Consider the following 20,659-nt stretch of genomic DNA (forward strand, 5'->3'; position numbering starts at 1 on the left):
ATACTGGATATATGGATGCCTCGCCTGAGTCAATGCTCTCGGACCCCCAGTCGCGCGACCTCGTCGGTTCGCTGGGGCGCGGTCTGGCGGTGATGGAAATCCTGGCCGCGCATCCGGCCGGCATGACATTGACCGAGATGGCCGAAAAGGCCGGCATCACCCGTGCCGGCGCGCGCCGCTTCCTGCACACGCTGGTGGCCGCCGGTTACGCCACCCAGGATGGCCGTACCTTCCGACTGTCCTCTCGGCTGATCTCGGTCGCGCGCACCTGGCTCGGCAACGCGTCGCTGTGGTCGTTCGCCGAACCCTTCATGCGCGCCGTTTCGCAGCGTTTCGGCGAAGCCTGCTCGGCCGCCGTGCTGTCGGGCGAAAACGTGGTCTATGTCGCGCGCGTGCCCGGCCGCCATATTCTCAGCGTCGGCCTGCAGGTCGGCACCCGCCTGCCCGCCTTTTGCACCTCGATGGGCCGGGTCTTGCTGTCCGGCCTGCCCGACGACGAACTCGACCGGTTCCTGGCCGGCGCCGAGCTCAAGCCGCTGACGCCGAAAACCCGGACCGACCCGAAGGCGCTCGCCGCACTTATCCGTGCCGCCAAAGACGAGGGTTATGCGCTCATCGACGAGGAGCTCGAGCCGGGACTGCGCTCGATCGCCGTTCCCGTGCGCGACGGCAACGGCGCTATCGTCGCAGCAATCAACGTTTCGACCCAGACCGCCCGGCTTTCGGTCGCCGAGCTGAAAAGCGAAGTTCTGCCCGCGCTCAACGACGCGACGACCAAGATCCGCGACTTTTTTGCGGTTCAGTAGGCCGCTTGCCGCACATCGGCGTTCAGAGCGCGGTCTCGACCTCCAGGCGCCGCCCGTCCAATCCGCGCCCGACAAAGCCGAGTTCCGGCCGGCCCCTGCCGCTCCATTTTTCCTCGACTGCCACGCGGACATGGTCGCGATCCCAGGTGCCCCGGCACGACAACAGCGAGGCGTCGCGGTCGCGATAGCCCCAGCCGAGCCCGTCGTCGAAGAACAGCGCCCGTTCCGTAGCACCCTCGCCGGAACCGGCGAACAGGGTCAGATCGACCCGGGCGAAATCGTGCGGCGCGTGGTCCGGCCAGTCGATTGCAAGCGGCAGGATCGCGCCCGAGCGCACCAGCACCGGCAGCCGGCCGAGCGGCGCATCGATAGAGACTCGCCGCCCACCGGCATGAACCGTCTCGCGGTGCAATTCGTGCCAGCCGCCCTCGACCCTCGGCAGATAGACATCCACCGCCCGCGCGCCTTCCTCGACCACCGGCGCGACCAGGACGTCCGGCCCGAGCATGAATGAGTCCGCCTCGGCCCTGCATTCCAGCTCGTCGAAATGATAAAACAGGGGTGTTATCAACGGCGTGCCGTCGCGGTGGGCGGCGTGGGCGAGGTGGTAGAGATAAGGCAGGAACCGGTAGCGCAACCTCAGCGCCTGGCGCACCGCGTCCGTCGCCTCGGCGTGCATCCACGGCAGCGTCGCCGGATCGTCGAGCTGCGGCTTCCATGAATTCATCACCGCGCGCGGATGCAGCGACATCATCTCCACGAAACGCACCAGAAGCTCGGGACCGGGCCGCGGCCCGTCGAAACCGCCAATATCGTGGCCGGTGAACGGCATGCCCGACAGGCTCATCGACAGGCCCTGGCGCAGGTTCCATTTAAGCGTATGCCAGCTCGTGCGATTGTCGCCGGTCCAGGTTTCGCCGTAACGCGCGATCCCGATCGGCCCGGCCCGGCTGATCGTGTAGGGGCGTTCGACCGGCCGGTGCTCGCGCGTCGCCTCGAAGGTTGCGCGTGTCATCAACAGCGCATGCACCGGCCGCATGTCGATCGCCGGCAGGCGATGCCCGAATCCGTCGACAGTGGCGGTCTCGTCCCACAATTCGCACTCGTTGTTGTCGTTCCAGCCGGCGCCGAAGCCGGCGTCCAGAACCTGCGCGGTGATGCCGGCCTTCCACCACGCGACGGTCGCGGGGTTGGTGAAGTCGAGGCTCGAGCCGTCGCCGCCCCAGAACATCTCGACGGCGGGCTGGCCGTCGCTGCGCCGCACGAACCAGCCCTCGCCCGCCGCCCTCGGATAGGCCGGGTGTTCGGTCAGCAATACCGGCTTCACATTGGCCGCCGTGCGGAACCCCAGCGCGCCGAGACTTGCGAAGAAGCCGTCGCGGTCGGGAAATTTCTGCGCGTTCCAGGTGAAGACGTAGCGCCGTCCGTCAGCGCGCGTCGTGTAGCCCGAGCCGCAATGGATGGCGCTGATTGGGATAGCATCCGCGCGGCAGCGTTCGGCGAACCCGGTGATGACGGCCTGCGCGTCGGGCGCGTCGGCGTGATGCATGGTGGTGAAGGCGAAGCCCATCGACCAGCGCGGCGGAAAATGTGGCTGGCCGGTCAGCGCCATCAGCCTGGGAACGATGTCGCGCACTTTCGGGCCGGCGACGACGTACACCACCATGCCCTTCTCCTGCAGATCCACATGCCGGTAGTGCGGGTGGTAGTTTGAATGTTCGGCACCCAGGTCGAAGGTCGCCTCGGCGAGCGTATCGTAGAGCAGTCCCGCCGCCGCGCCGCCCGGCTTCTCGGCGATCACGAATGGAACATGTTTGTAGAGCGGGTCGGAGGTCTCGGCATTGTAGCCGAGCGAATCCGTCTGCAGGCATCTGAGCCGGCGCCCGGTCCGGTCGAGCGGGCCGGTCTTGTCGCCGAGACCGTAATGGCTTTCGTCGGGAGACCGCGTCTGGACATGGCGAAAGACGCCGCGCCCGGCAAACCATTGATAGGCGCCGGTCGGGCGATCGGCAACGACGCGCTGCCATTCCTCGGCCACGCGCCGTTCGACCGTCAGCGCAAGCGGTGCCGGCTGGACGACGACACGCCAGTCCCGCCCGAAATACGTCGTTTCGCTTTGCGCCTCATGACGCGCTTCGAGCGGCGCGAAGCCTTCGACGGACAGTCGGTTTCGCCCCGGCCAGGGCACGTCGCCGCCGGGCGCGATCATCCAGGTGCGGTCGACGGCAAACCCGTTCTCGGGAATGACGGCGATCCGCAGCAGCCAGTCCGACAAGGCCTCCACGCGCAGCGAAAACCCGGCATCGAGCGGAGCGACGAGACCCGAGGCGGTCGCAAGGGCGGGCCCGGTCGTGGTGAGAAAACTCATGGCGCAAACATATCCTGGGTGAAGGAAAGCCCGAACGGGCGCTACGGGCGGCGGCGACGGTGCTTGCCGGCCTCTCCGCTTTGGCGGCGCGCAGGCATCGCCCCGCCTGCGCGACAGGGCGCAACGCTGCCCATCACACCGCTTCTCCGACCACCAGCCGTTTCATGCCGAGGCCGTCCGACTTGCGAAACAGGTGGGTATAGTCCGGCCTGAACACGACATGGGTGGTCTCGCCGCGCCGGATCCCGGTCTGGCCGGCCAGATGCACGGTCAGCGGCGTTCCCGCGCCGGTCTCGCAATAAAGATAGGACTCGCCGCCGAGCTGCTCGACCGACTGCACGGTGACCGCATGGCCGGCCGCATCGCCGACAATCAGATGATCGGGCCGGATGCCGAGCTCGGCCGCATCGCCCGGCTTCAGCCCGTCGGCGTTCACCGCGGCCCGGTAGTCGTTGCCGGCCGCGTCCGACACCATCACCCCGTCAGCGCGGATCTCGCGCACGGTGACGTCGACGAAATTCATCCGCGGCGAGCCGATGAAGCCGGCGACGAAGCTGTTGGCCGGCTGGTTGTAGAGCTCCAGCGGCGTGCCGGCCTGTTCGATGCGCCCGTCGCGCAAAACCACGATCTTGTCGGCCATCGTCATCGCCTCGACCTGGTCGTGGGTGACATAGATCATCGTGTTGCCGAGCCGGCGATGCAGCCCGGCGATCTCGCCGCGCATGGTGACCCGCAATTCGGCGTCGAGATTGGACAGCGGCTCGTCGAACAGGAACACGCGCGGCTCGCGCACCACCGCCCGCCCGATCGCGACGCGTTGCCGTTGCCCGCCCGAAAGTTGTTTTGGGCGCCGCTCGAGATAGGGGCCGATCTGCAGCATGGTCGCCGCCGCCTCGACGCGACGCGCGATCTCCGGTTTGGGCGTGCGAATATTCTCCAGCCCGAAGGCCAGGTTCTGGCGCACTGTCATATGCGGGTAGAGCGCATAAGTCTGAAACACCATCGCCAGACCGCGTTCCGACGCCCGCTGCTCGTTGACGCGTTCCCCGTCGATGCGCAACTCGCCGCCGGAAATCTCTTCCAGCCCGGCGATCATGCGCAGCAGCGTGGATTTCCCGCATCCTGACGGGCCGACGAAGACGCAGAATTCGCCATTGTCGATCGTCAGATCGACGCCGTGAATGGCGCGGACGTCGCCGTAATCCTTGATCAGCCCGTCAAGTTGGAGAACCGCCATCGTTCACACCTCTTTCCCGGCCGTCGGCATCATTTCACCCCGGACTGGGCGATGCCGGTGGTGATGTATTTCTGCAGGAAGGCAAACACGATCGTGATCGGCAGCAGGGTCAGCACCGTCATCGCCAGCAAGTTCGACCAGCTGGTCTGCAGGTCGCCCTGGAAGGAATTCAGTGCAAGCTGCAGCGTGAACTGCTCGGATCGGGTCAGCACGATCAGCGGCCACAGAAAATCGTTCCAGCGCCACATCACCGAAAAGATCACCAGAACGGCGAGCGCCGGCGCCGATAGCGGCAGCACGATGCGCCAATAAACCCGCCATTCGGACGCATGGTCCATGCGCGCGGCATCCAGCAGATCGTCGGGGATAGTCAGCATATATTGGCGCAGCAGAAAGACCCCGGTCGGCGTCGCCACTGCCGGCCAGATCACCCCCCACGGCGAATTGACCATGCCCAGTTCCGAAACCACGAGATAGATCGGCACGAGATTGATCGTCGGCGGGATCATCAGCGTGGCGATGATCAGGATGAAGACGAAGGTCCGCCCCCGGAACCGGTATTTCGACAGCGCGAACGCCGCCATCGAATTGAACAGGATGGTGATGACCGTTGCGATCACGGTGATGAAGACCGAGTTCCAGAAATAGAGCGCGAAATTGAACCGCTCGAACAGGGCGGAATAGTTTTCCACCGCCAGCGCGAACTCGCGCTCCGGCACGCGGTCGTTGATGTTGACCTGCAACCGCTCGCCCGGATTTTGCGGGTCGACCATCTGGCTCATCAGCCCGATGCGACGCACCTGCGCCAGAAGCTTGCCTTCGTGCTCGCCGCCCGTCACCCGAAAAAGCTGCAACGGCTCGTCGTAACCCTCGACCTCGACATGGATCGGCGCCAGCGGCAGCAGCGAGGGCGGATATTCCTGCAACGCGGATTCGGTCTTGAACGACGACAGCGCCATCCAGGCGACCGGCCCGAACATCAGGACGACGGCGAGCGCCAGATAGCCGAAGGTCAGCCAGTCGGTGAGGTCGAGCCGGCCGCGGCCGCGCGTGCGTGTCAGGAAGGAGCGCAACATCGCCTAGTCCTCCCCGCGGCCGCGCGCGGCGCGCAATTGCAACAGCGTCAGCACCATCAGTACCGCCGCCATCAGCAGCGAGGCCGCAGCCGCCAGACCGTAAAGCTGCGGCCGGAAGGCGAAGCCGGTCTCGTAGATGAACTGCAAAAGCAACAGCGTCGCCGAGCCGGGGCCGCCGCCGGTCAGAACGAAGATCTCGTCGAAGGCCTGCACGGCGCGGATCAGCGACAGCACCAGCACCACCACCATGGTCGGCATCAGAAGCGGCATGGTGATCTTCGAAAACACCCGCCATTTCGACGCGCCATCCATTTCCGCCGCCTCGTAGACATCGGCCGGTATCGCCTGCAGCCCGGCAAGCAGGATCAGCGTGTAAAAGCCCATATGCGCCCAGATCGAGACGAACACGATCCAGAAAAACGCCCAGTCGGCCTCGACCAGCCAGTTGACGATCGGCAGGCCTTGCGCCTCAAGCCCGGCATTGAGCACGCCATAGCGCTGCAGCACCCATTTCCAGATCAGCGCCACCACGACGGGCGACAACAGCACCGGATAGAAGAACACGCTGCGGAAAAAGCCGCGCAGCGGAATGTTGCGGTTCAAGATCAGCGCCGTGACCAGCGAAAACAGGATCATGAACCCGACCTGCAGCACCACAAACCAGCTCGTATTGTGCACGGCGCGCCAGAAGATGTCGCGCTGGCAGCTATTGGGGTCGAGATAGTTTTCGCAGGCAAGCAGCGAGGAAAAATTCTCCAGCCCGACATAAGGCCGCTCGGACAAGAGGATGCGGTCGCTGCCGGAGGTGGCGTAGAAGAAGTTCAGGAAGATCGGCAGAAAAGTGAACAGGCCGAAAATCAGGAGATTGGGCAGCAGGAACACCCACGCGATCTTCTGCGCGCCGGTCATCTTTTGAATGGCCAGCATCGGTCGTTCGAACAGCTCGAAGGCTGCCCGGTAGAGGTAGGATGCTGCCGTCGTCACAGGTGCGAGCATCGCGTACGCCTCGTGGCATGGGTTCTTGGGCGCCGCCGCCCGCCCGTTTTTCCGGGCGGACAGGGCGTTCCGTCGCCGGCCTCACCCAAGACGGGGCAAAGGTCGGCGAACGGGCCGTGCGATCGGGTTACTGGGCAGCCGCGACCGCTTCCTTCACGTCGGCGTCGATACGGTCCAGCGCTTCGTCCAAGGACAGTTCACCGACGATCGCCTGGGTGATGCGGGTCACCGTGGCGTTCATGATCGCGCGGTTGTTCTTGTAACCCTGGAACTGGAAGGCGACCGGCGAGAAACCGGCAAGCGCGTTGCCGAACGCGGTCAGGGCCGCCTTTTCGGCATCGGTGGCGTTTTCGTAGTCGATGCCCTTGACCTGCAGCGCCTGGTTGGCGGGAATGTTCTTGGTCTTGGCCAGCACCTTGGCCTGCACGTCCTCGCGCGCGATGAAATCGAGCAGCTTGCCGAGTTCCTCCGGCGCCTTGGTATGCTTGAAGGCGGCGATCGCCGCCCCACCGGGAATGCCTGTGCAACCGCCCGGACCGCACGGCGCCGGCACGGCCAGCCAGTCGAAGGCGTCACCGATATCGCGGCCGAAACGGCCGATCTGCCAGGAGCCGGACAGATACATCACCAGCGAACCGTTGGTAAACTCCTTGGCGGCATCCTGATAGGTCGCGCCGCCTGCGCCGGCCCACACTTCCTTGGCCACGGTGCCGTCCTCATTCCAGGCAACGAACTGCTCGGAAAAGGCGCGGAACCCGTCATCGACCGTGATCGGATCGCCATTTTCGTCGAACAGCGCCGCCCCGTAGGAGATCGCCGGTCCGGCGTAGCGGTGGCCCGAGCGGTCGAGCGCCATCGGATAGGGGGTCTGGGTCGCCTCGGCCACCTTTTTGGCCGCCGCCGCCCACTCCTCATAGGTCGCGCCCTCGCCCGGCATGTCGACGCCGGCCTGATCGAACAGCGTCTTGTTGACGAAGGGGCCGGTCGCGGTCTGCTGGTCCATGATGGCGTAGATGCCCTTGTCGTCCGGCCCGTTGACCCGGGTCCAGGCGAGCGTCTTGCCGTATTGCTCTTCCAGCTTGGCGGCGTCGGCCACATAGGGCGTCACGTCGAGCATATATTTGGCCAGTCCGCCGAGATCGGTCACGCGGGCGAGATCCGGGCCTTCGCCCGAGGCGAGTTGCAGCGGCAGGCTCTCCACGATCGACTTGTAGGGCACAACGTCGACGGCGACGGTCGTGCCGGGATTTTCGGCCTCGAACGCCTTGAACTGTTCGGCCCAGGCGTCGCATTCCACGCCGTCCTGATAGCAGGCGAAGCGCAGTTCGGCCGCCGAGGCGGACGACGCCGCGACAAGCGCCGCGAAGGCAATTCCGGAAAGCAGATGTCTCGATTTCATGACTTCCTCCCTGATCGATGCACGCTGAGTTGGACGGTCGGGGTCGCATGCCGCGATGCGTCGAGATTGTACTCTTATATCTTATATAAGATACAATCTGAGCACCTACCCCGTGCCGCTGTCAAGGTCCCGACGCGTTCAGGACCGTCTCGATATGGCCGACCATTTCGGCCTCCGCTCGATCGGCATCCCGGGAGCGGATCGCCGCCAGTATACGCATATGATCGTCGAAGGCGCGCTGTGAGCGGCCGTGGATGGATGACATCAAGATGAAGCGCTCGCGATCGACATGCGCCTTGACCGTCTGGGCAAGCTGCCAGGCGCCGGGCACCCCCGCCATGTCGGCCAGCACTTCGTGAAACAGTTCGTCGGCCTCGAAAAAAGAGACGTAGTCGTCGACGCGGGCCGCCGCTTCCTGGCGCGCCAGGACCGGCGCCAGTCGTTTTTCGTCCACGCCGGTCTGCGCCAGCCGCCGCGCGATCCGGCCTTCGATCGCCGCGCGGATGAAAAGCGCCTCCAGAAACCGGGTGCGGTCGCGCTCGGCCACGATCGAGCCGACCTGCGGACGGGTCACGACCAGCCCCTCGCTGGCGAGTTGCTGCAGGGCGGCGCGCAAGGGTGTGCGCGAGACCAGACACAAGGCTGCGATATCGCTCTCGTGGATCGGCGTTCCGGCGGGAAGCCGGCTGTCGACGATGCGCTGGCGCAGGGCCAGATAGAGCTGCCTTGCGATCGGCTGCGCGCGATCGATCTCGATGCCGGCCAGCGCCGCGGCGAGATCGAAGCCGTGCGGGACATGTTTCACACGCGGCACGGCATCGCCTCCCGCGCGATCGCCGCGTCGACTCCTTTTTCGAGGATGCGCACCAGCCTGGTCTCGACCGCGTCGCGAAAGGGGCGGGCCTGCGCCAGCCGCCCCGGCATGAGCCCGTCGAGCTCGAAGACGGCATCGACGAGCCCGCCGGCATCGCCGCTTTTGCCGTCGGTCGCCGCCGCCAGCGCCGCCGCGCGCGGGTCGCGCAGCGCATAGGCCCGGCCATCTTCGGTGCGGCCGAGAACGAAGCGGAGCCACATCGCCGTGGCGAAGGCAAAACTGTCGAGCGGCCAGCCCGCCTCATACGCCGCGAGCGCCGGCTCGAAAATACGCTGCGGCAGTTTCTGCGTGCCGTCCATGGCAATCTGCTCCGTGCGGTGCGCGATCGCGGGATTGGCGAAGCGTTCCATCAGCCGCGCGGCATAGTCGGGCAACACGATCCCGGGAACCGGCTCCAGCGTGCGCGCGGCATCGCGCAAATGCCGTTCGACCAGCACTCGCATCGCACCGTGCGCCATCGCGTCGCGCACATGCACGTGGCCGGCGAGAAAACCGGCATAGGCGATCATCGAATGCGCGCCGTTGAGCATGCGCAACTTCATCTTTTCGTAGGGCGCGACCGATGCCACGAACAAAGCCCCGCCGGCTTCCCAATCGGGACGACCGGCAGCGAAATCGTCCTCGATCACCCATTGCGAAAATGGTTCGGTCTCCACCGCGGCCTTGTCCACGCGCCCCGTCGCCCGCTCCGCCTCGGCCAGGGTTTCGTCGCTCGTGGCCGGCGTGATGCGGTCGACCATGGTCGAGGGAAACCGCACCGTCTCGGCGATCCAGTCGGCCAGGTCCCGGTCCAGCTCCCGCACGAACTCGAGCACCAGCCGCCGTACCAGACCGCCATTGTCCGGCAGGTTGTCGCAGGACAGCACGGTCAGGCCCGGCGCGCCGCGCGCCCGCCGCCGGACGAGCCCGGCGACCAGATAGCCGACGACGCTGGTTGGCCGTGCTGGCGTGGCAAGATCGGCGATAATCTCCGGCCGGGTGCGGTCGAGCCCTCCGCTCGCGGGATCGAAGCCATAACCCTTTTCGGTGACGGTTAGGCTGACGATGCGGGTCGACGGCGCGGCCAACGCGTCGAGCACCTGGGCGGGTTCGCGCGGCGCGGCCAGCACCGTGGCGATCGACCCGACGACACGCGCCGAAATCCCCTCGCCCGCGCGCACCAGCACGGTATAAAGACCCGATTGCGGATTGATCGAATCGGCGACATCGCACGAACGCAGGCTGACGCCGGTAATCATCCACTCACCGCCCGAGCGGGCCAGCGCGTCGTCGGTATAGACCGCCTGGTGGGCGCGGTGGAAGGCCCCGACGCCGAGATGGACGATGCCCGCGCCGCGCTCCCGGCGCTCGAAGCCCGGCATGCGGACCGTGGCCGGAAGATCGTCAAGTGTGGTCAGCCGCGCGCTCATGCGCCACCCTGGTCCCAGTCGAGGGCGGCCATCACACCACGGAGTTCCGCCAGCCCTTTGAGACGCCCGATCGCCGGATAGCCCGGCTGCGCGCCGCGCGTAAGGTCGTCGAGGATTTCCTGGCCGTGATCGGGCCGCATCGGGATCTCGGCGTCCGCCCGCCCCTCCTTGCGACGTCGGCTCTCCTCGGCAAGCAGCGCCGCGACGACCGCCACCATATCGGTCTGGCCGGCGAGGTGTCCGTCCTCGAGGAAGGAGCACGGCACCGTCTCGGCGTCGCGCCGCACGTTGCGCAGATGGGTGAAATGGATGCGCGGACCGAGCCGGGCCGCCATCGCAGGCAGGTTGTTGTCGGGCCGCGCGCCCAGCGACCCCGCGCAGAAGGTCACGCCGTTGGCGGGCAGGTCGACCGCATCGAGAACGACGCGGTAATCCGCCTCGGTCGACATCACCCGCGGCAGGCCGAGCAACGGGAACGGCGGGTCGTCGGGATGACAGCACAGCCGTAGCCCGAGCCGCTGCGCCAGCGGCGCCACCTCCGACAGAAAATCGATCAGGTTCTGCCGCAGCCGCGCGGCGTCGATCCCGGTATAAAGCGTGAGCTGATGCGAAAGCTCCTCCAGCGACCAGTGCTCGACCGCGCCAGGTAGTCCGGCGGTGATGTTGGCGGCCAGACGCTCCGCACCGGCCTCGTCGAGCGCGCCGAACCGCGCCTTCGCGGTCTCCACGGTCTGGGCATCATAGTCGACGGCAGCACCCCGGCGCTTCAGCACATTGATGTCGAACGCCGCGAAATCGGCAAGGTCGAACCGCATCGTCGTGCCGCCATTTTCGAGCGGCCAGGCAAGTTCGGTGCGGGTCCAGTCGAGCACCGGCATGAAATTGTAGCAGATCGTCGAGATGCCGGCCCGGGCCAGGTTTTCCAGGCTGCGCTTGTAGTGAACGAGATCGGCGCGCCAGTCGCCCGTCTGCGTCTTGATCGCCTCCGAAACCGGCAGGCTTTCCACCACCTCCCAGGCGAGATGGGTCATGCTTCCGTCGGGATGGAACGCCACCTCGCGCTGGCGCGCCTCGATCTCCTCGGCGTGCCAGACCGCCCCGGCCGGAATGTGGTGCAGCGCCGTCACGACGCAGGCCGCCCCCGCCTGACGGACATCCGCCAGCGAAACCTTGTCGTGTGGACCGAACCAGCGCCACGCTTGACGCACGCGCCTGCCTCCTTTTTGGTACACTAGTATCCCAGTTTATCGCCTACGGATCAAGCCGCGATTCGGCCGCATTGCATAGGCTCGGCCTCTCCTGACAGAACCTGTCGGGTGTTCATGCTAAGAGAGACCGAAAACCACCTCCAAGGACATGCCGACACCGATGACGGAACCCAGCCCGCCACTGCTCAAGGACATTCTCGACCGCGAGCGCATGCACGGGATCGCGCAACGCATGGCGGCGTTGTGCCCGGACTTCGCCGCCGACAGCTTCATCGCCCACGTCACAGACGGGCTCGACGCGCTCGGCATCATGCAGCGTGTGCGCCGAATCGCCACCAGCCTGCATGCTGCCCTGCCAGGCGGCTTCGAGGAGAACGTTCGGCTTCTCCAGGCCTTCGCGCCCGACGCCGGCCATCCGTTCGTCGCGATCGCCCTGTCGGACTATGTCGCGCTCCATGGCGCCGACCGCTTCGAGTCGTCGGTGACCGCTCTGAAGGAACTGACCCGCTACGGCTCATCTGAATATGCCGTCCGGCCGTTTCTCGACCGCGATTTGCACCGGACGCTGGCGGTGATGGCGCAATGGGCGCACGATCCAAACGAGCATGTGCGTCGCCTCGCCAGCGAGGGCTGCCGGCCGCGCCTTCCCTGGTCTTTCCAGATCAAGGCGCTGATCGCCGATCCGGCGCCCGTCGCCGCGATCCTCGACACACTGAAGGCCGATCCGAGCCTCTATGTGCGCAAATCCGTCGCCAACCATTTGAACGACATCGCCAAGGACCATCCCGACTGGGTGCTGGATCTGCTCCAGACATGGCCGCGCGACGACCCCCGCACGGCCTGGATCGTCAGGCACGGCCTGCGCACGCTGATCAAGCAAGGCAATAATCGCGCCCTCGCCCTGATCGGCGCCGGCGCCGCGCCAGTGGTCGATGTCGAACGCTTCGCCGTCACGCCGGCCGCGATCGTCCTCGGCGCGCCCGTCACGATCGAAGCTCGGCTGGTGTCGCGCGCCGACACCGGCCAGCGCCTCGTCGTCGACTATGCGATCCACTACGTCAAAAAGAGTGGCGCAACGTCCCGAAAAGTCTTCAAGCTCAAACAAGTCGAACTCGCGCCCGGCGACCGCGCCGAGATGGCAGCCGTCCGGATGGTGCGCGACTTCACCACCCGCAAACACCATGCCGGCCGCCACCGGGTCGAGCTTCTGGTCAATGGCCGGTCGCTCGCCGAGACGGTATTCGACCTCGCGCTGACAGCCGGCTGAACTGCGACATCGCTGCGCCCGCGCTCACACGTAGCGGTTGACGACATTCTCCAGATATTCCTGGCGTCCGGAATGCGGGGCCGGCTCAATGCTGTCCTTCACCACCCGGTCGGCGATCGCCTCCAGCGTGCGCTCACCGGCAAGCATCGCGCGCGCCTCGGCCTGGTTCCAGCCGGCATAACGCTCTTCCAGGGGCCCGGCGAGCGCCTCGTCCTCGATCATCGCAGCCGCCGCCATAAGCCCGCGCGCGCAGCAATCCATCCCGCCAATATGTGCATGCAGCAGGTCGGCGGGGTCGAGCGACTGACGCCGGAGCTTGGCGTCGAAATTGGTGCCGCCGCTGGCAAACCCGCCGCCGCGCAGGATCTGGTAATAGGCAAGCGCCATTTCCGGCACATTGTTGGGGAACTGGTCGGTATCCCACCCCGACTGGTAGTCGTTGCGGTTCATGTCGATCGAGCCGAAAATGCCGAGCGCGTTGGCGAGCGCCAGCTCGTGTTCGAAGGAATGGCCGGCCAGGATGGCGTGGCCCTGCTCGATATTGACCTTGACCTCGTTCTCCAGCCCGTAGCGTTTCAGGAACCCGTAGACGGTCGCGACATCGTAGTCGTATTGATGCTTGGTCGGCTCCTGCGGCTTCGGCTCGATCAAGATCGCGCCCTTGAAACCAATCCGGTGCTTGTAGTCGACCACCATCGACAAAAAACGGCCGAGCTGGTCGAGCTCGCGCCGCATGTCGGTGTTGAGCAGCGTCTCGTAGCCCTCGCGCCCGCCCCACAGCACGTAGTTTTCCCCGCCGAGCTTGAAGGTCGCGTCGATACACGCCTTCACCGTCGCCGCCGCATAGGCGAACACGTCCGGATCGGGATTGGTGGCCGCGCCGGCCATGTAGCGCCGGTTGGAAAACAGATTGGCCGTCCCCCAGAGCAGCTTCACCCCGGTCTCGTCCATCTTGCCGGCCAGGTAGTCGGTGATCTCGTCGAGCCGCGCCACGCTTTCGCCAAGCGTGGCGCCTTCCGGCCGCACGTCGTGATCGTGGAAGCAGAAATAGGGCGCGCCGAGAATCGAGAACATCTCGAAGGCGACATCGGCCTTGAGCCGCGCCTGGTTCATCGAGTCGGCCGGGAACCAGGGCCGCTCGAAGGTATCGCCGCCGAACGGGTCGTTGCCCGGCCAGACGAAATTATGCCAGTAGCAGACCGCGAAGCGCAGATGGTCCTCCAGCCGCTTGCCCATCACCACCCGGTCGGGATCGTAGAAGCGATAGGCGAGCGGATTGGTGCTGTCCGGTCCCTCGAATTTCACCTTGCCGATATCGCCGAAAAATCCGGTGCTCATCTCGTCGCTCCTCTTGAACCCGCAGCGGCAGCGCGACGCAGCTGCTGAACCGCCCCGTTATGACCTGCCGGGTAATTGGTTTCATTCGCGGTCCGGTCCAAACCGTTACGCGTCAACCTCGCAACGTAAGGAACTGACCGATGACCGAACTGAAGAAAATTGCCGACGCCTATATCGCCGCCTGGAACGCGACCGACGCCACCAACCGAGCAACGCGCATCGCGGCCGCCTTTACCGAGACAGTCAGCTATCGCGACCCGCTGATGGCTGGCGAAGGTCATGACGGTATTGCCGCGCTGATCGCCGGCGTGCAGGACCGGTTTGCCGGCTACCGCTTCGCGCTCAGGGGCGAACCAGATGGCTTCGCCGATACAATCCGCTTCTCCTGGGGCCTCGGCCCCGATGGCGCGGAACCCCTCGTCGAAGGGACAGATATCTGCGAAATCGACGACGGGCGCCTTGCCCGCGTGACCGGCTTCCTCGACAAGGTGCCGGCGCAATAGGCCCGCAGAGGCGCGAGCCCGCGTCATCGCACGCCCCCGATCGCCGGGTAGAGCGCCCGGTAGCGGGCATAGCCATCCGCGTAGGCGCCGGCGAGCGCCGCGTCGGGTTCGACGGTCGCCGCCGTCGCCGGCGCCGTGCAGACAGCGAGCGGGTCGGCCCCCTCGGCCGCGATCAGGCCAAGCCGGGCGGCACCGAAGGCGGCGCCGAAATCTCCGTCGGCGGGCAGGTCGACGGGAAGGCCGAGGGCTGTCGCGATCGCCTTCAGCCAGTAGATAGAGCGCGATCCGCCGCCGATCGCCGTCACCCGCTCCAGGCGCGTACCGGCTTCCTTCAGCGCCTCCAGATTGTCGCGCAACGCGAACGCCACGCCTTCCATTACGGCCCGCGTCAGCGCCGTACGGTCGCTCTCATGGCCGAGGCCGCAAAAGGCGCCGCGAATCGCGGCATCGTTGTGCGGCGTGCGCTCGCCCGACAGATAGGGCAGAAAGGATACGCTGCCCGGCGCCTGCAGCGCATCGCCGAGTTCGGCGCTCAGATCGCCCGCCGGCCGGCCGGTTATGCCGGCCAGCCAGTTGAGCGAATCCGTCGCCGACAGGATCACGCCCATCTGGTGCCAGGCGGCCGGCAGCGCATGGCAGAACGTGTGGACCGCGCTTTCGGGATTGGGTAGATACCGCTCATTGGCCGCGAACAGGACGCCCGACGTGCCCAGCGAGACGAAGGCGTCACCCACCCGCACCGCGCCCATGCCGCAGGCCGAGGCGGCGTTGTCGCCCGCCCCGCCGGCAACGATCACGTCCGCGCCCATGCCCCATTCCGCCGCCAATCCCGCGCGCAGCGTTCCGCAGCGTTCGGTGCCCTCGACCAGCGCCGGCATGTGAGCGGCGTCAAGCCCGGTGGCGGCCAGCAAATCGTCCGACCAGCGCCGGTTTTCGACATCGAGCCAGGCGGTGCCGGCCGCGTCCGACATCTCGGAAAAATGCGCGCCGGTGAGCCACAGACGCAAATAGTCCTTCGGTAAAAGCACCTTGCGCACGCGCTCGAACAATCCTGGCTCGTGGTCCCGCAGCCAGGCGAGTTTCGGCGCAGTGAAACCGGGAAAGACGATGTTGCCGGTGATCTTGCGAAATCGCGGATCGGCGTCGAGTAGCGCCGCCTGCCGATGGCTGCGCGTGTCGTTCCACAGGATCGCGGGCCTTAGCGGCCGGTCGTCCGCGCCGAGCACGGTCGCCCCATGCATCTGGCCCGAAAGGCCGATGCCGCGCACGGCGGCAAGCGCGGTTGCGTGGTCCGATTTCAGCCTGTCCAGCGCCTCTCGCGTCGCCGCGATCCACCAGTCCGCATCCTGCTCCGACCAGCCCGGGTGTGGCCGCGACACCGTAAGCGCCCCACTCGCCGATGCAACGATCGCCTGGGTCTCGTCGATCAGCAGCGCCTTGACCCCCGACGTGCCGAGGTCGAGCCCGAGATACATGCGTCCGTCCTCCCGCCGACGCCGTGCCCCAAAGGCAGCAACGTCGTTTTCGCGCGCCTATCTGGTCCGACCAGTTGCGCCCCGCACAGTCATAGCAAATCTGCCAGCGATGAAAACTGGTCAAACGTCGATTCGCGCTATTTTTTTCGTGTCTCGGAAAAAATCAAGGGCCCGCTGCCGGCAAAGCCTGGGCGCGACGCAGCAGAAGATCGGAAAACGGGCTTTGCGGCCGGAGCGCATGTCGTTCCACCGCCAGGGCGCTAGCAAGCGCGCGCTCCCCGCCGCGCAGAGCCGCCTCCACCAGCGTCAGGTCGAGCACGTCGCGCTGGGCGTGGCTGCCGCCGAAACGGTGCGCAATCGCGCGGATCGGTTTCAGGAGCCCGATCGCCGTCGGGTAGTCGCCATCGGCGAAGGCCCTGATCGCCAGGCTGGCGGGATGGCCGACGTCGCGCGTGAAGGCAGCGTTGTCGCCGCCGCTTTCGATCGCCGCGCGTTGCGCCGCAACCAGACTTGCGGCGAGATCGCCGCGCCCGGCGCCGGCGAAGGCCATCATCGCATGCACGTCGTTGAAAGCGTAGTTGGCAGCGTCGGCAAAAGGCGCCCACAGTTCCGCCAGACGCGTCCATCGCCCGCCGGTTTCGATGCCGCGCAGGTGAAGCCTCCACAGAATCGCCGAGGCGTCGACCATGTTGAGCGCGACGGCGCTCACCCCGCCATTGATCGGCCCGTCATAGAGCGCGAGCACTTCGTCGATGTCGCCAAGATCGAAATGAAACAATGCTAGATGCCACCAATTATGCACCTGGAAAAAACTCTCCGCCGTCCAATTATCGGGATTGGCCCGCATCCAGGCGATCCCGTCGGCCTGACGGCTCTGCATCTCCATGACATGCGCCACCGCGTGCTGGCCCCAGCCGTCGCGCGGCTCCAACTCCACCGCCCGGCGACCGCTCGCCTCCGCGCGCGCGTAATCACCGGTCTCCTCCAGCCCGAAGGCGTGTGCGCTCAGAATGGCATGATAACCGGGCATCGCCGCGTCCCAGACGGGCAAAGCGCGGGCGACACGGTCGCGCAGCATGCGCGCGTTTCCGGTGAAGAAGTCGATCTGATGGCCGGCCTGGAGCGCGAGCGCGTCGCGCGGCAGATCGATGGTCAGGTCCTCCAGCAGGAGTCCCGCCCGGTGCCATCGGCCCTCCGACAAAGCGCCAAGCGCGGCGACATGGCCGGCCTCGCGCGCCGTCATCGGCAGCGCGCCAGCTGTCTCGTAACAGCGTCGTGCGATCCTGGTGGCGTCCGGCTCGGTGGCAAGACCGTAGAGCCAGCCCTTCAGCACATGCGCCATGACGAAACCCGGACTGGCGGCAAGCGCACGCTCGACCGCGCCGATCGGATCGCCGGCGAAACGCTGCAGTGCCGCAAGTCCCGTCTCGTAATCCTCGGCGCTGTCGGCGCTCGCACCCGACAGCGCGAAGCCGAGCCGGTCGTGGATGGTCATCGCCGGCGCCCTACTGGCCTGACCGCGACACCGCCGTGGCGATGCCGGCCCCGACCAGCAGCGTGCCGCCGGTCCGGTTGAAGATCGACACGATGCGCGGGTTGCCGACCACGGCACGCGCCCGCGAGGCGGCCAGCGCATAGCCAAGCGCATTGGCGAAGGCCAGTGCCAGGAACGTTGTCTCGAAGATCGCCATCTGCAGCCAGAAATCCCCCTGCCGGTCGAGGAACTGCGGCAGGAAGGCGACGAAGAAGGTGATGCTTTTGGGGTTGAGCGCCGTCACCAGCCAGGCATGGCCGAGCATCTTGCCCGCCGCCGTCGCATCGCGGCGCGGCTGCGCATCGAGAACTGCCCCGGCGCGAAACAGCTTGACGCCGAGATAGACCAGATAGGCCGCGCCGGCCCATTTCACGATCGTGAAGATGGTGGCTGACGCCATTAGCAATGCGCCGATGCCCAGCATCGACAGCGTCATCGCCGTGAAATCGCCGAGCGCCACGCCGAACGCCATCGGCAGCGCCGCACGCCACCCCTGGCCGAGCGCGTAGGACACCACCAGCAGGATGGTGGGTCCGGGAATGATGAGCAAAACCGCCGAAGCGGCCGCGAAGGCAAGCCATGTTTCGAAGATCACTGTTTGCTCCTGTCCAGGTACGATAGCAATTCACGGCTTGGAACGGCTGTAAAGAGCCGTGCGCCGCTTTGCCGCCACCCACCCGGCGGCGGGCCCGCGAATACCCGGACATGCACCCTCGCCTGGACCAGTCAATTTCGGGTTTCGGCACTTGTGGACCGAGCGCGCCCCAAACATATTAGAAAATGCTCATCGGGTCTTCACCTCCCGTTTCGGACCTATGAGCGTTCCCCTCTGGAGGTTTCGCCCAAAGGGCGCTTCCATGCTTCGGGCCGGATCGCAAGATCCGGCCTTTTTTGTCCGCCCGAGACCGCGTCCCCTGCAACGGTCATGCACGCCCCGACGGGAGGGGTTGGCAGCCCGCATCATTTCCCGCACTTTTCATGGCGATCACGGGAGGGATCGACAATGTTGCGGAATAGGCGGGAGGCGGGCCGTCTGCTCGCCGCCGAAATCTCGACGATGGCACCGGATCGGCCGGTAGTGCTGGCCCTGCCGCGCGGCGGCGTTCCAGTCGCGGCGGAAATCGCCAGGGTCCTGAACGCCGCGCTCGACATTCTCGTCGTTCGCAAGGTCGGCGCTCCCGACAATCCGGAACTGGCGCTGGCCGCGCTGGTCGACGGCGACCCTCCCGATCTGGTGGCCAATGACGAAACCGTCGCGGCCTACGGGCTCGACCCCGCCGAGCTCGAAGCGCTTGCCCGACGCGAACGGCCGGAACTCGAGCGTCGGCGGCAGACCTATCGCGGCACGCGCGAACCGCTCGACGTCGCCGGCCGCACGGTGATCCTCGTCGATGACGGTATCGCCACCGGCACCACGGTAAAAGCCGCGCTCCGCGCCCTGGCCCGCCGCCGCCCGGCGCGTGTGATCCTGGCAGTTCCCGTCGCCCCGCCGGACGTGATCGCTGTGCTGGCCCGCGAAGCCGGCACGATCGTGTGTCCGCTACGGCCCGTTCCGTTCCGGGCCTTAAGCCTGCATTATCGCGATTTCCCGCAGCTTTCCGACCGCGAGGTCCTGGAGATTCTGGCCGAGGCCGGGCCGGCGGATACAGTGCGTTAGAGCTTTGCGAAACGTCGCATCCGCTGTCGGCATCTTCGTTGCAATTGCAACCGGAGATGGCTACGCTGGCTTGTCCATGGAAGGCGTCGCGCATGCCGGTGAGCCACGAACCCCTCGGCGACGAACGCCTCCTGTTCGGGCGAGCGACGCTGAAAGATCTGTTGGCGCTGATCAAGCCGCGCGTCATGGCGCTTGCGGTCTTCACAGCCCTTGTCGGACTTCTCGTCGCACCGGGCGCGCTGCCCCCCGTTCAGGTGGTCGTTGCGATCTGCGCCATCGCCATCGGCGCCGGCGGCGCCGGCGCGCTCAACATGTGGTACGACGCCGACATCGACGCGGCCATGGCGCGCACCAGCCAGCGCCCCGTTCCACGCGGACGGATCGCACCGGCGGCCGCACTCGCGCTCGGCCTGTTTCTATCCGTCTGCGGAACCTTGCTTCTGGCCGCGGCCGCCAACGGGCTCGCAGCGATGCTGCTCGCCTTCACGATCTTTTTCTATGCCGTCGTCTACACAATCTGGCTCAAGCGCCGAACGCCGCAGAATATCGTCATCGGCGGCGCGGCCGGGGCACTGCCGCCGGTGATCGGCTGGGCCGCCGCCACCGGTTCGGTCGGCGCAGACGCGGTTGTGCTGTTCATGATTATCTTCTTGTGGACCCCGCCGCATTTCTGGGCATTAGCCCTGCTGCGCGAGCATGATTACGCGCGGGCCGGCATACCGATGATGCCGAACGTGGCGGGATCGGCATCCACCCGCCGGCAAATTTTTGCCTATGCGGTCGCCACCGCACTGGTCGGTGTGCTCCCCTGGCCACTCGGCTTTGCCGGCCCCGCGTTCGGGCTGGGCGCGGCCGTGCTCGGCGCCGGCTTCGTCCGTCAGGCATGGCTTACGCTCCAGCCCCGCCAGGCATCGGGCGCGACGCGGCCCGAACGCCGGTTGTTTGCCTACTCGATCCTCTACCTGTTCGCCTTGTTCGCATTGCTGCTCGCGGATACGCTCGTCATCCGCGCTCTGTTCGCCGGCTGAGCCGAACGGGCGCGCGGGCGCCATCCGCAAAACCCGGCCGCGCTGAGACGCTCGGGCGCAAGGTTCTCGGGGGAATATCGTTCAGGGTTTCGGGTCGGCCTGGAGATAAGCGATGACGTTGGCGATATCCTCGTCATCCTTCAAACCGGGAAAAGCCATTTTGCCCTTGGGGATGACGTCTTTCGGGTTGCGCAAATAAGCGGCGAGATTTTCCTCGTCCCAGACCAGGCCGCCGGCGCCGGCTTCCTTCATGTTGGCCGAATAGCGCGGCTGGAAGTCCTCCAGCGAACCGGCAGTGCGGCCCACGGCTCCGACCAGATGCGGGCCCACCTTGTTCTTCTCGTTCTCCGCATCGTGGCAGGCCCTGCACTTGTTGAACACTTTCTTTCCGGCCGCCGCGTCGGCCGCGATCGCCGCCGGCGACATCATCACCACAAGGCCGAAACAAGTCCCGGCAAGCAAGATCTTCAAGGTCATGGCGGGC

General features: G+C 66.3%; 18 protein-coding genes. 5 read left to right on the forward strand and 13 right to left on the reverse strand.

All coding sequences use genetic code 11. The features are described 5' to 3' along the window. Positions 1 to 32: 32 nt before the first annotated feature. A complete protein-coding gene (locus GN330_RS01595) occupies positions 33 to 806 on the forward strand; it encodes an IclR family transcriptional regulator domain-containing protein (RefSeq protein WP_156710819.1) in 774 nt (257 codons plus the stop codon). Between the two features lie 22 nt (positions 807 to 828). On the opposite strand, the gene GN330_RS01600 is transcribed toward GN330_RS01595, so the two are convergent. The 8 genes from GN330_RS01600 to uxuA all read right to left on the reverse strand — a co-directional run bounded on the left by GN330_RS01600 (position 829) and on the right by uxuA (position 11,373). Beyond that, the gene (locus GN330_RS01600) at positions 829 to 3,174 is read right to left on the reverse strand and encodes a glycoside hydrolase family 31 protein (protein WP_156710820.1); all 2,346 of its coding nucleotides are present in this window, start codon (positions 3,172 to 3,174) and stop codon (positions 829 to 831) included. Positions 3,175 to 3,307: 133 nt separating this feature from the next. Continuing rightward, the gene (locus tag GN330_RS01605) at positions 3,308 to 4,411 is read right to left on the reverse strand and encodes an ABC transporter ATP-binding protein (RefSeq protein WP_156710821.1); all 1,104 of its coding nucleotides are present in this window, start codon (positions 4,409 to 4,411) and stop codon (positions 3,308 to 3,310) included. A 29-nt stretch (positions 4,412 to 4,440) separates the two neighbouring features. Further along, positions 4,441 to 5,487, reverse strand: coding sequence for a carbohydrate ABC transporter permease (locus GN330_RS01610; protein WP_156710822.1), 1,047 nt, complete (start codon positions 5,485 to 5,487; stop codon positions 4,441 to 4,443). A gap of 3 nt (positions 5,488 to 5,490) precedes the next feature. Continuing rightward, on the reverse strand, positions 5,491 to 6,483 hold the full coding sequence (locus GN330_RS01615; protein ID WP_425487148.1) for a carbohydrate ABC transporter permease: 993 nt from the start codon (positions 6,481 to 6,483) through the stop codon (positions 5,491 to 5,493). Between the two features lie 127 nt (positions 6,484 to 6,610). Next, entirely contained in the window at positions 6,611 to 7,882 is a 1,272-nt protein-coding gene (locus tag GN330_RS01620; protein ID WP_156710823.1) for an ABC transporter substrate-binding protein, read from the reverse strand. Positions 7,883 to 8,003: 121 nt separating this feature from the next. Then, complete coding sequence (locus GN330_RS01625; RefSeq protein ID WP_156710825.1) at positions 8,004 to 8,696, reverse strand: FCD domain-containing protein; 693 nt, start codon at positions 8,694 to 8,696, stop codon at positions 8,004 to 8,006. After that, a complete protein-coding gene (locus GN330_RS01630) occupies positions 8,684 to 10,165 on the reverse strand; it encodes a mannitol dehydrogenase family protein (protein WP_156710827.1) in 1,482 nt (493 codons plus the stop codon). The genes GN330_RS01625 and GN330_RS01630 overlap by 13 nt, the downstream gene beginning before the upstream one ends. Beyond that, on the reverse strand, positions 10,162 to 11,373 hold the full coding sequence (gene uxuA, locus GN330_RS01635) for a mannonate dehydratase (RefSeq protein WP_343040155.1): 1,212 nt from the start codon (positions 11,371 to 11,373) through the stop codon (positions 10,162 to 10,164). The genes GN330_RS01630 and uxuA overlap by 4 nt, the downstream gene beginning before the upstream one ends. Before the next feature lie 160 nt (positions 11,374 to 11,533). On the opposite strand from uxuA, the gene GN330_RS01640 reads away from it, so the two are divergent. After that, complete coding sequence (locus GN330_RS01640; protein WP_156710828.1) at positions 11,534 to 12,640, forward strand: DNA alkylation repair protein; 1,107 nt, start codon at positions 11,534 to 11,536, stop codon at positions 12,638 to 12,640. A 24-nt stretch (positions 12,641 to 12,664) separates the two neighbouring features. Here GN330_RS01640 and xylA read toward each other — a convergent pair whose 3' ends face one another. After that, positions 12,665 to 13,978 carry a xylose isomerase gene (gene xylA, locus GN330_RS01645; protein ID WP_156710830.1) on the reverse strand — a complete coding sequence of 438 codons (1,314 nt, stop codon included), beginning with the start codon at positions 13,976 to 13,978 and terminating at the stop codon, positions 12,665 to 12,667. Between the two features lie 140 nt (positions 13,979 to 14,118). Here xylA and GN330_RS01650 point away from each other — a divergent pair, with 140 nt between their 5' ends. Next, the gene (locus GN330_RS01650) at positions 14,119 to 14,481 is read left to right on the forward strand and encodes a nuclear transport factor 2 family protein (RefSeq protein WP_156710832.1); all 363 of its coding nucleotides are present in this window, start codon (positions 14,119 to 14,121) and stop codon (positions 14,479 to 14,481) included. A 23-nt stretch (positions 14,482 to 14,504) separates the two neighbouring features. Here the strand turns inward: GN330_RS01650 and xylB are convergent, their stop codons facing one another. From xylB to GN330_RS01665, 3 genes are all read right to left on the reverse strand, one after another. Beyond that, entirely contained in the window at positions 14,505 to 15,956 is a 1,452-nt protein-coding gene (xylB, locus tag GN330_RS01655) for a xylulokinase (RefSeq protein WP_156710834.1), read from the reverse strand. Between the two features lie 163 nt (positions 15,957 to 16,119). After that, complete coding sequence (locus GN330_RS01660; protein ID WP_156710836.1) at positions 16,120 to 17,451, reverse strand: tetratricopeptide repeat protein; 1,332 nt, start codon at positions 17,449 to 17,451, stop codon at positions 16,120 to 16,122. A gap of 10 nt (positions 17,452 to 17,461) precedes the next feature. After that, a complete protein-coding gene (locus GN330_RS01665) occupies positions 17,462 to 18,085 on the reverse strand; it encodes a LysE family translocator (protein WP_343040157.1) in 624 nt (207 codons plus the stop codon). Between the two features lie 408 nt (positions 18,086 to 18,493). Here GN330_RS01665 and GN330_RS01670 point away from each other — a divergent pair, with 408 nt between their 5' ends. After that, a complete protein-coding gene (locus GN330_RS01670) occupies positions 18,494 to 19,147 on the forward strand; it encodes a phosphoribosyltransferase (RefSeq protein WP_156710837.1) in 654 nt (217 codons plus the stop codon). A 92-nt stretch (positions 19,148 to 19,239) separates the two neighbouring features. Then, entirely contained in the window at positions 19,240 to 20,175 is a 936-nt protein-coding gene (locus tag GN330_RS01675) for a heme o synthase (protein WP_156710838.1), read from the forward strand. A gap of 81 nt (positions 20,176 to 20,256) precedes the next feature. On the opposite strand, the gene GN330_RS01680 is transcribed toward GN330_RS01675, so the two are convergent. Then, a complete protein-coding gene (locus GN330_RS01680) occupies positions 20,257 to 20,604 on the reverse strand; it encodes a c-type cytochrome (RefSeq protein WP_197435070.1) in 348 nt (115 codons plus the stop codon). Positions 20,605 to 20,659 lie beyond the last annotated feature (55 nt).

This window comes from Nitratireductor arenosus, assembly GCF_009742725.1.
Taxonomy (GTDB): Bacteria; Pseudomonadota; Alphaproteobacteria; order Rhizobiales; family Rhizobiaceae; genus Mangrovimarina; species Mangrovimarina arenosa.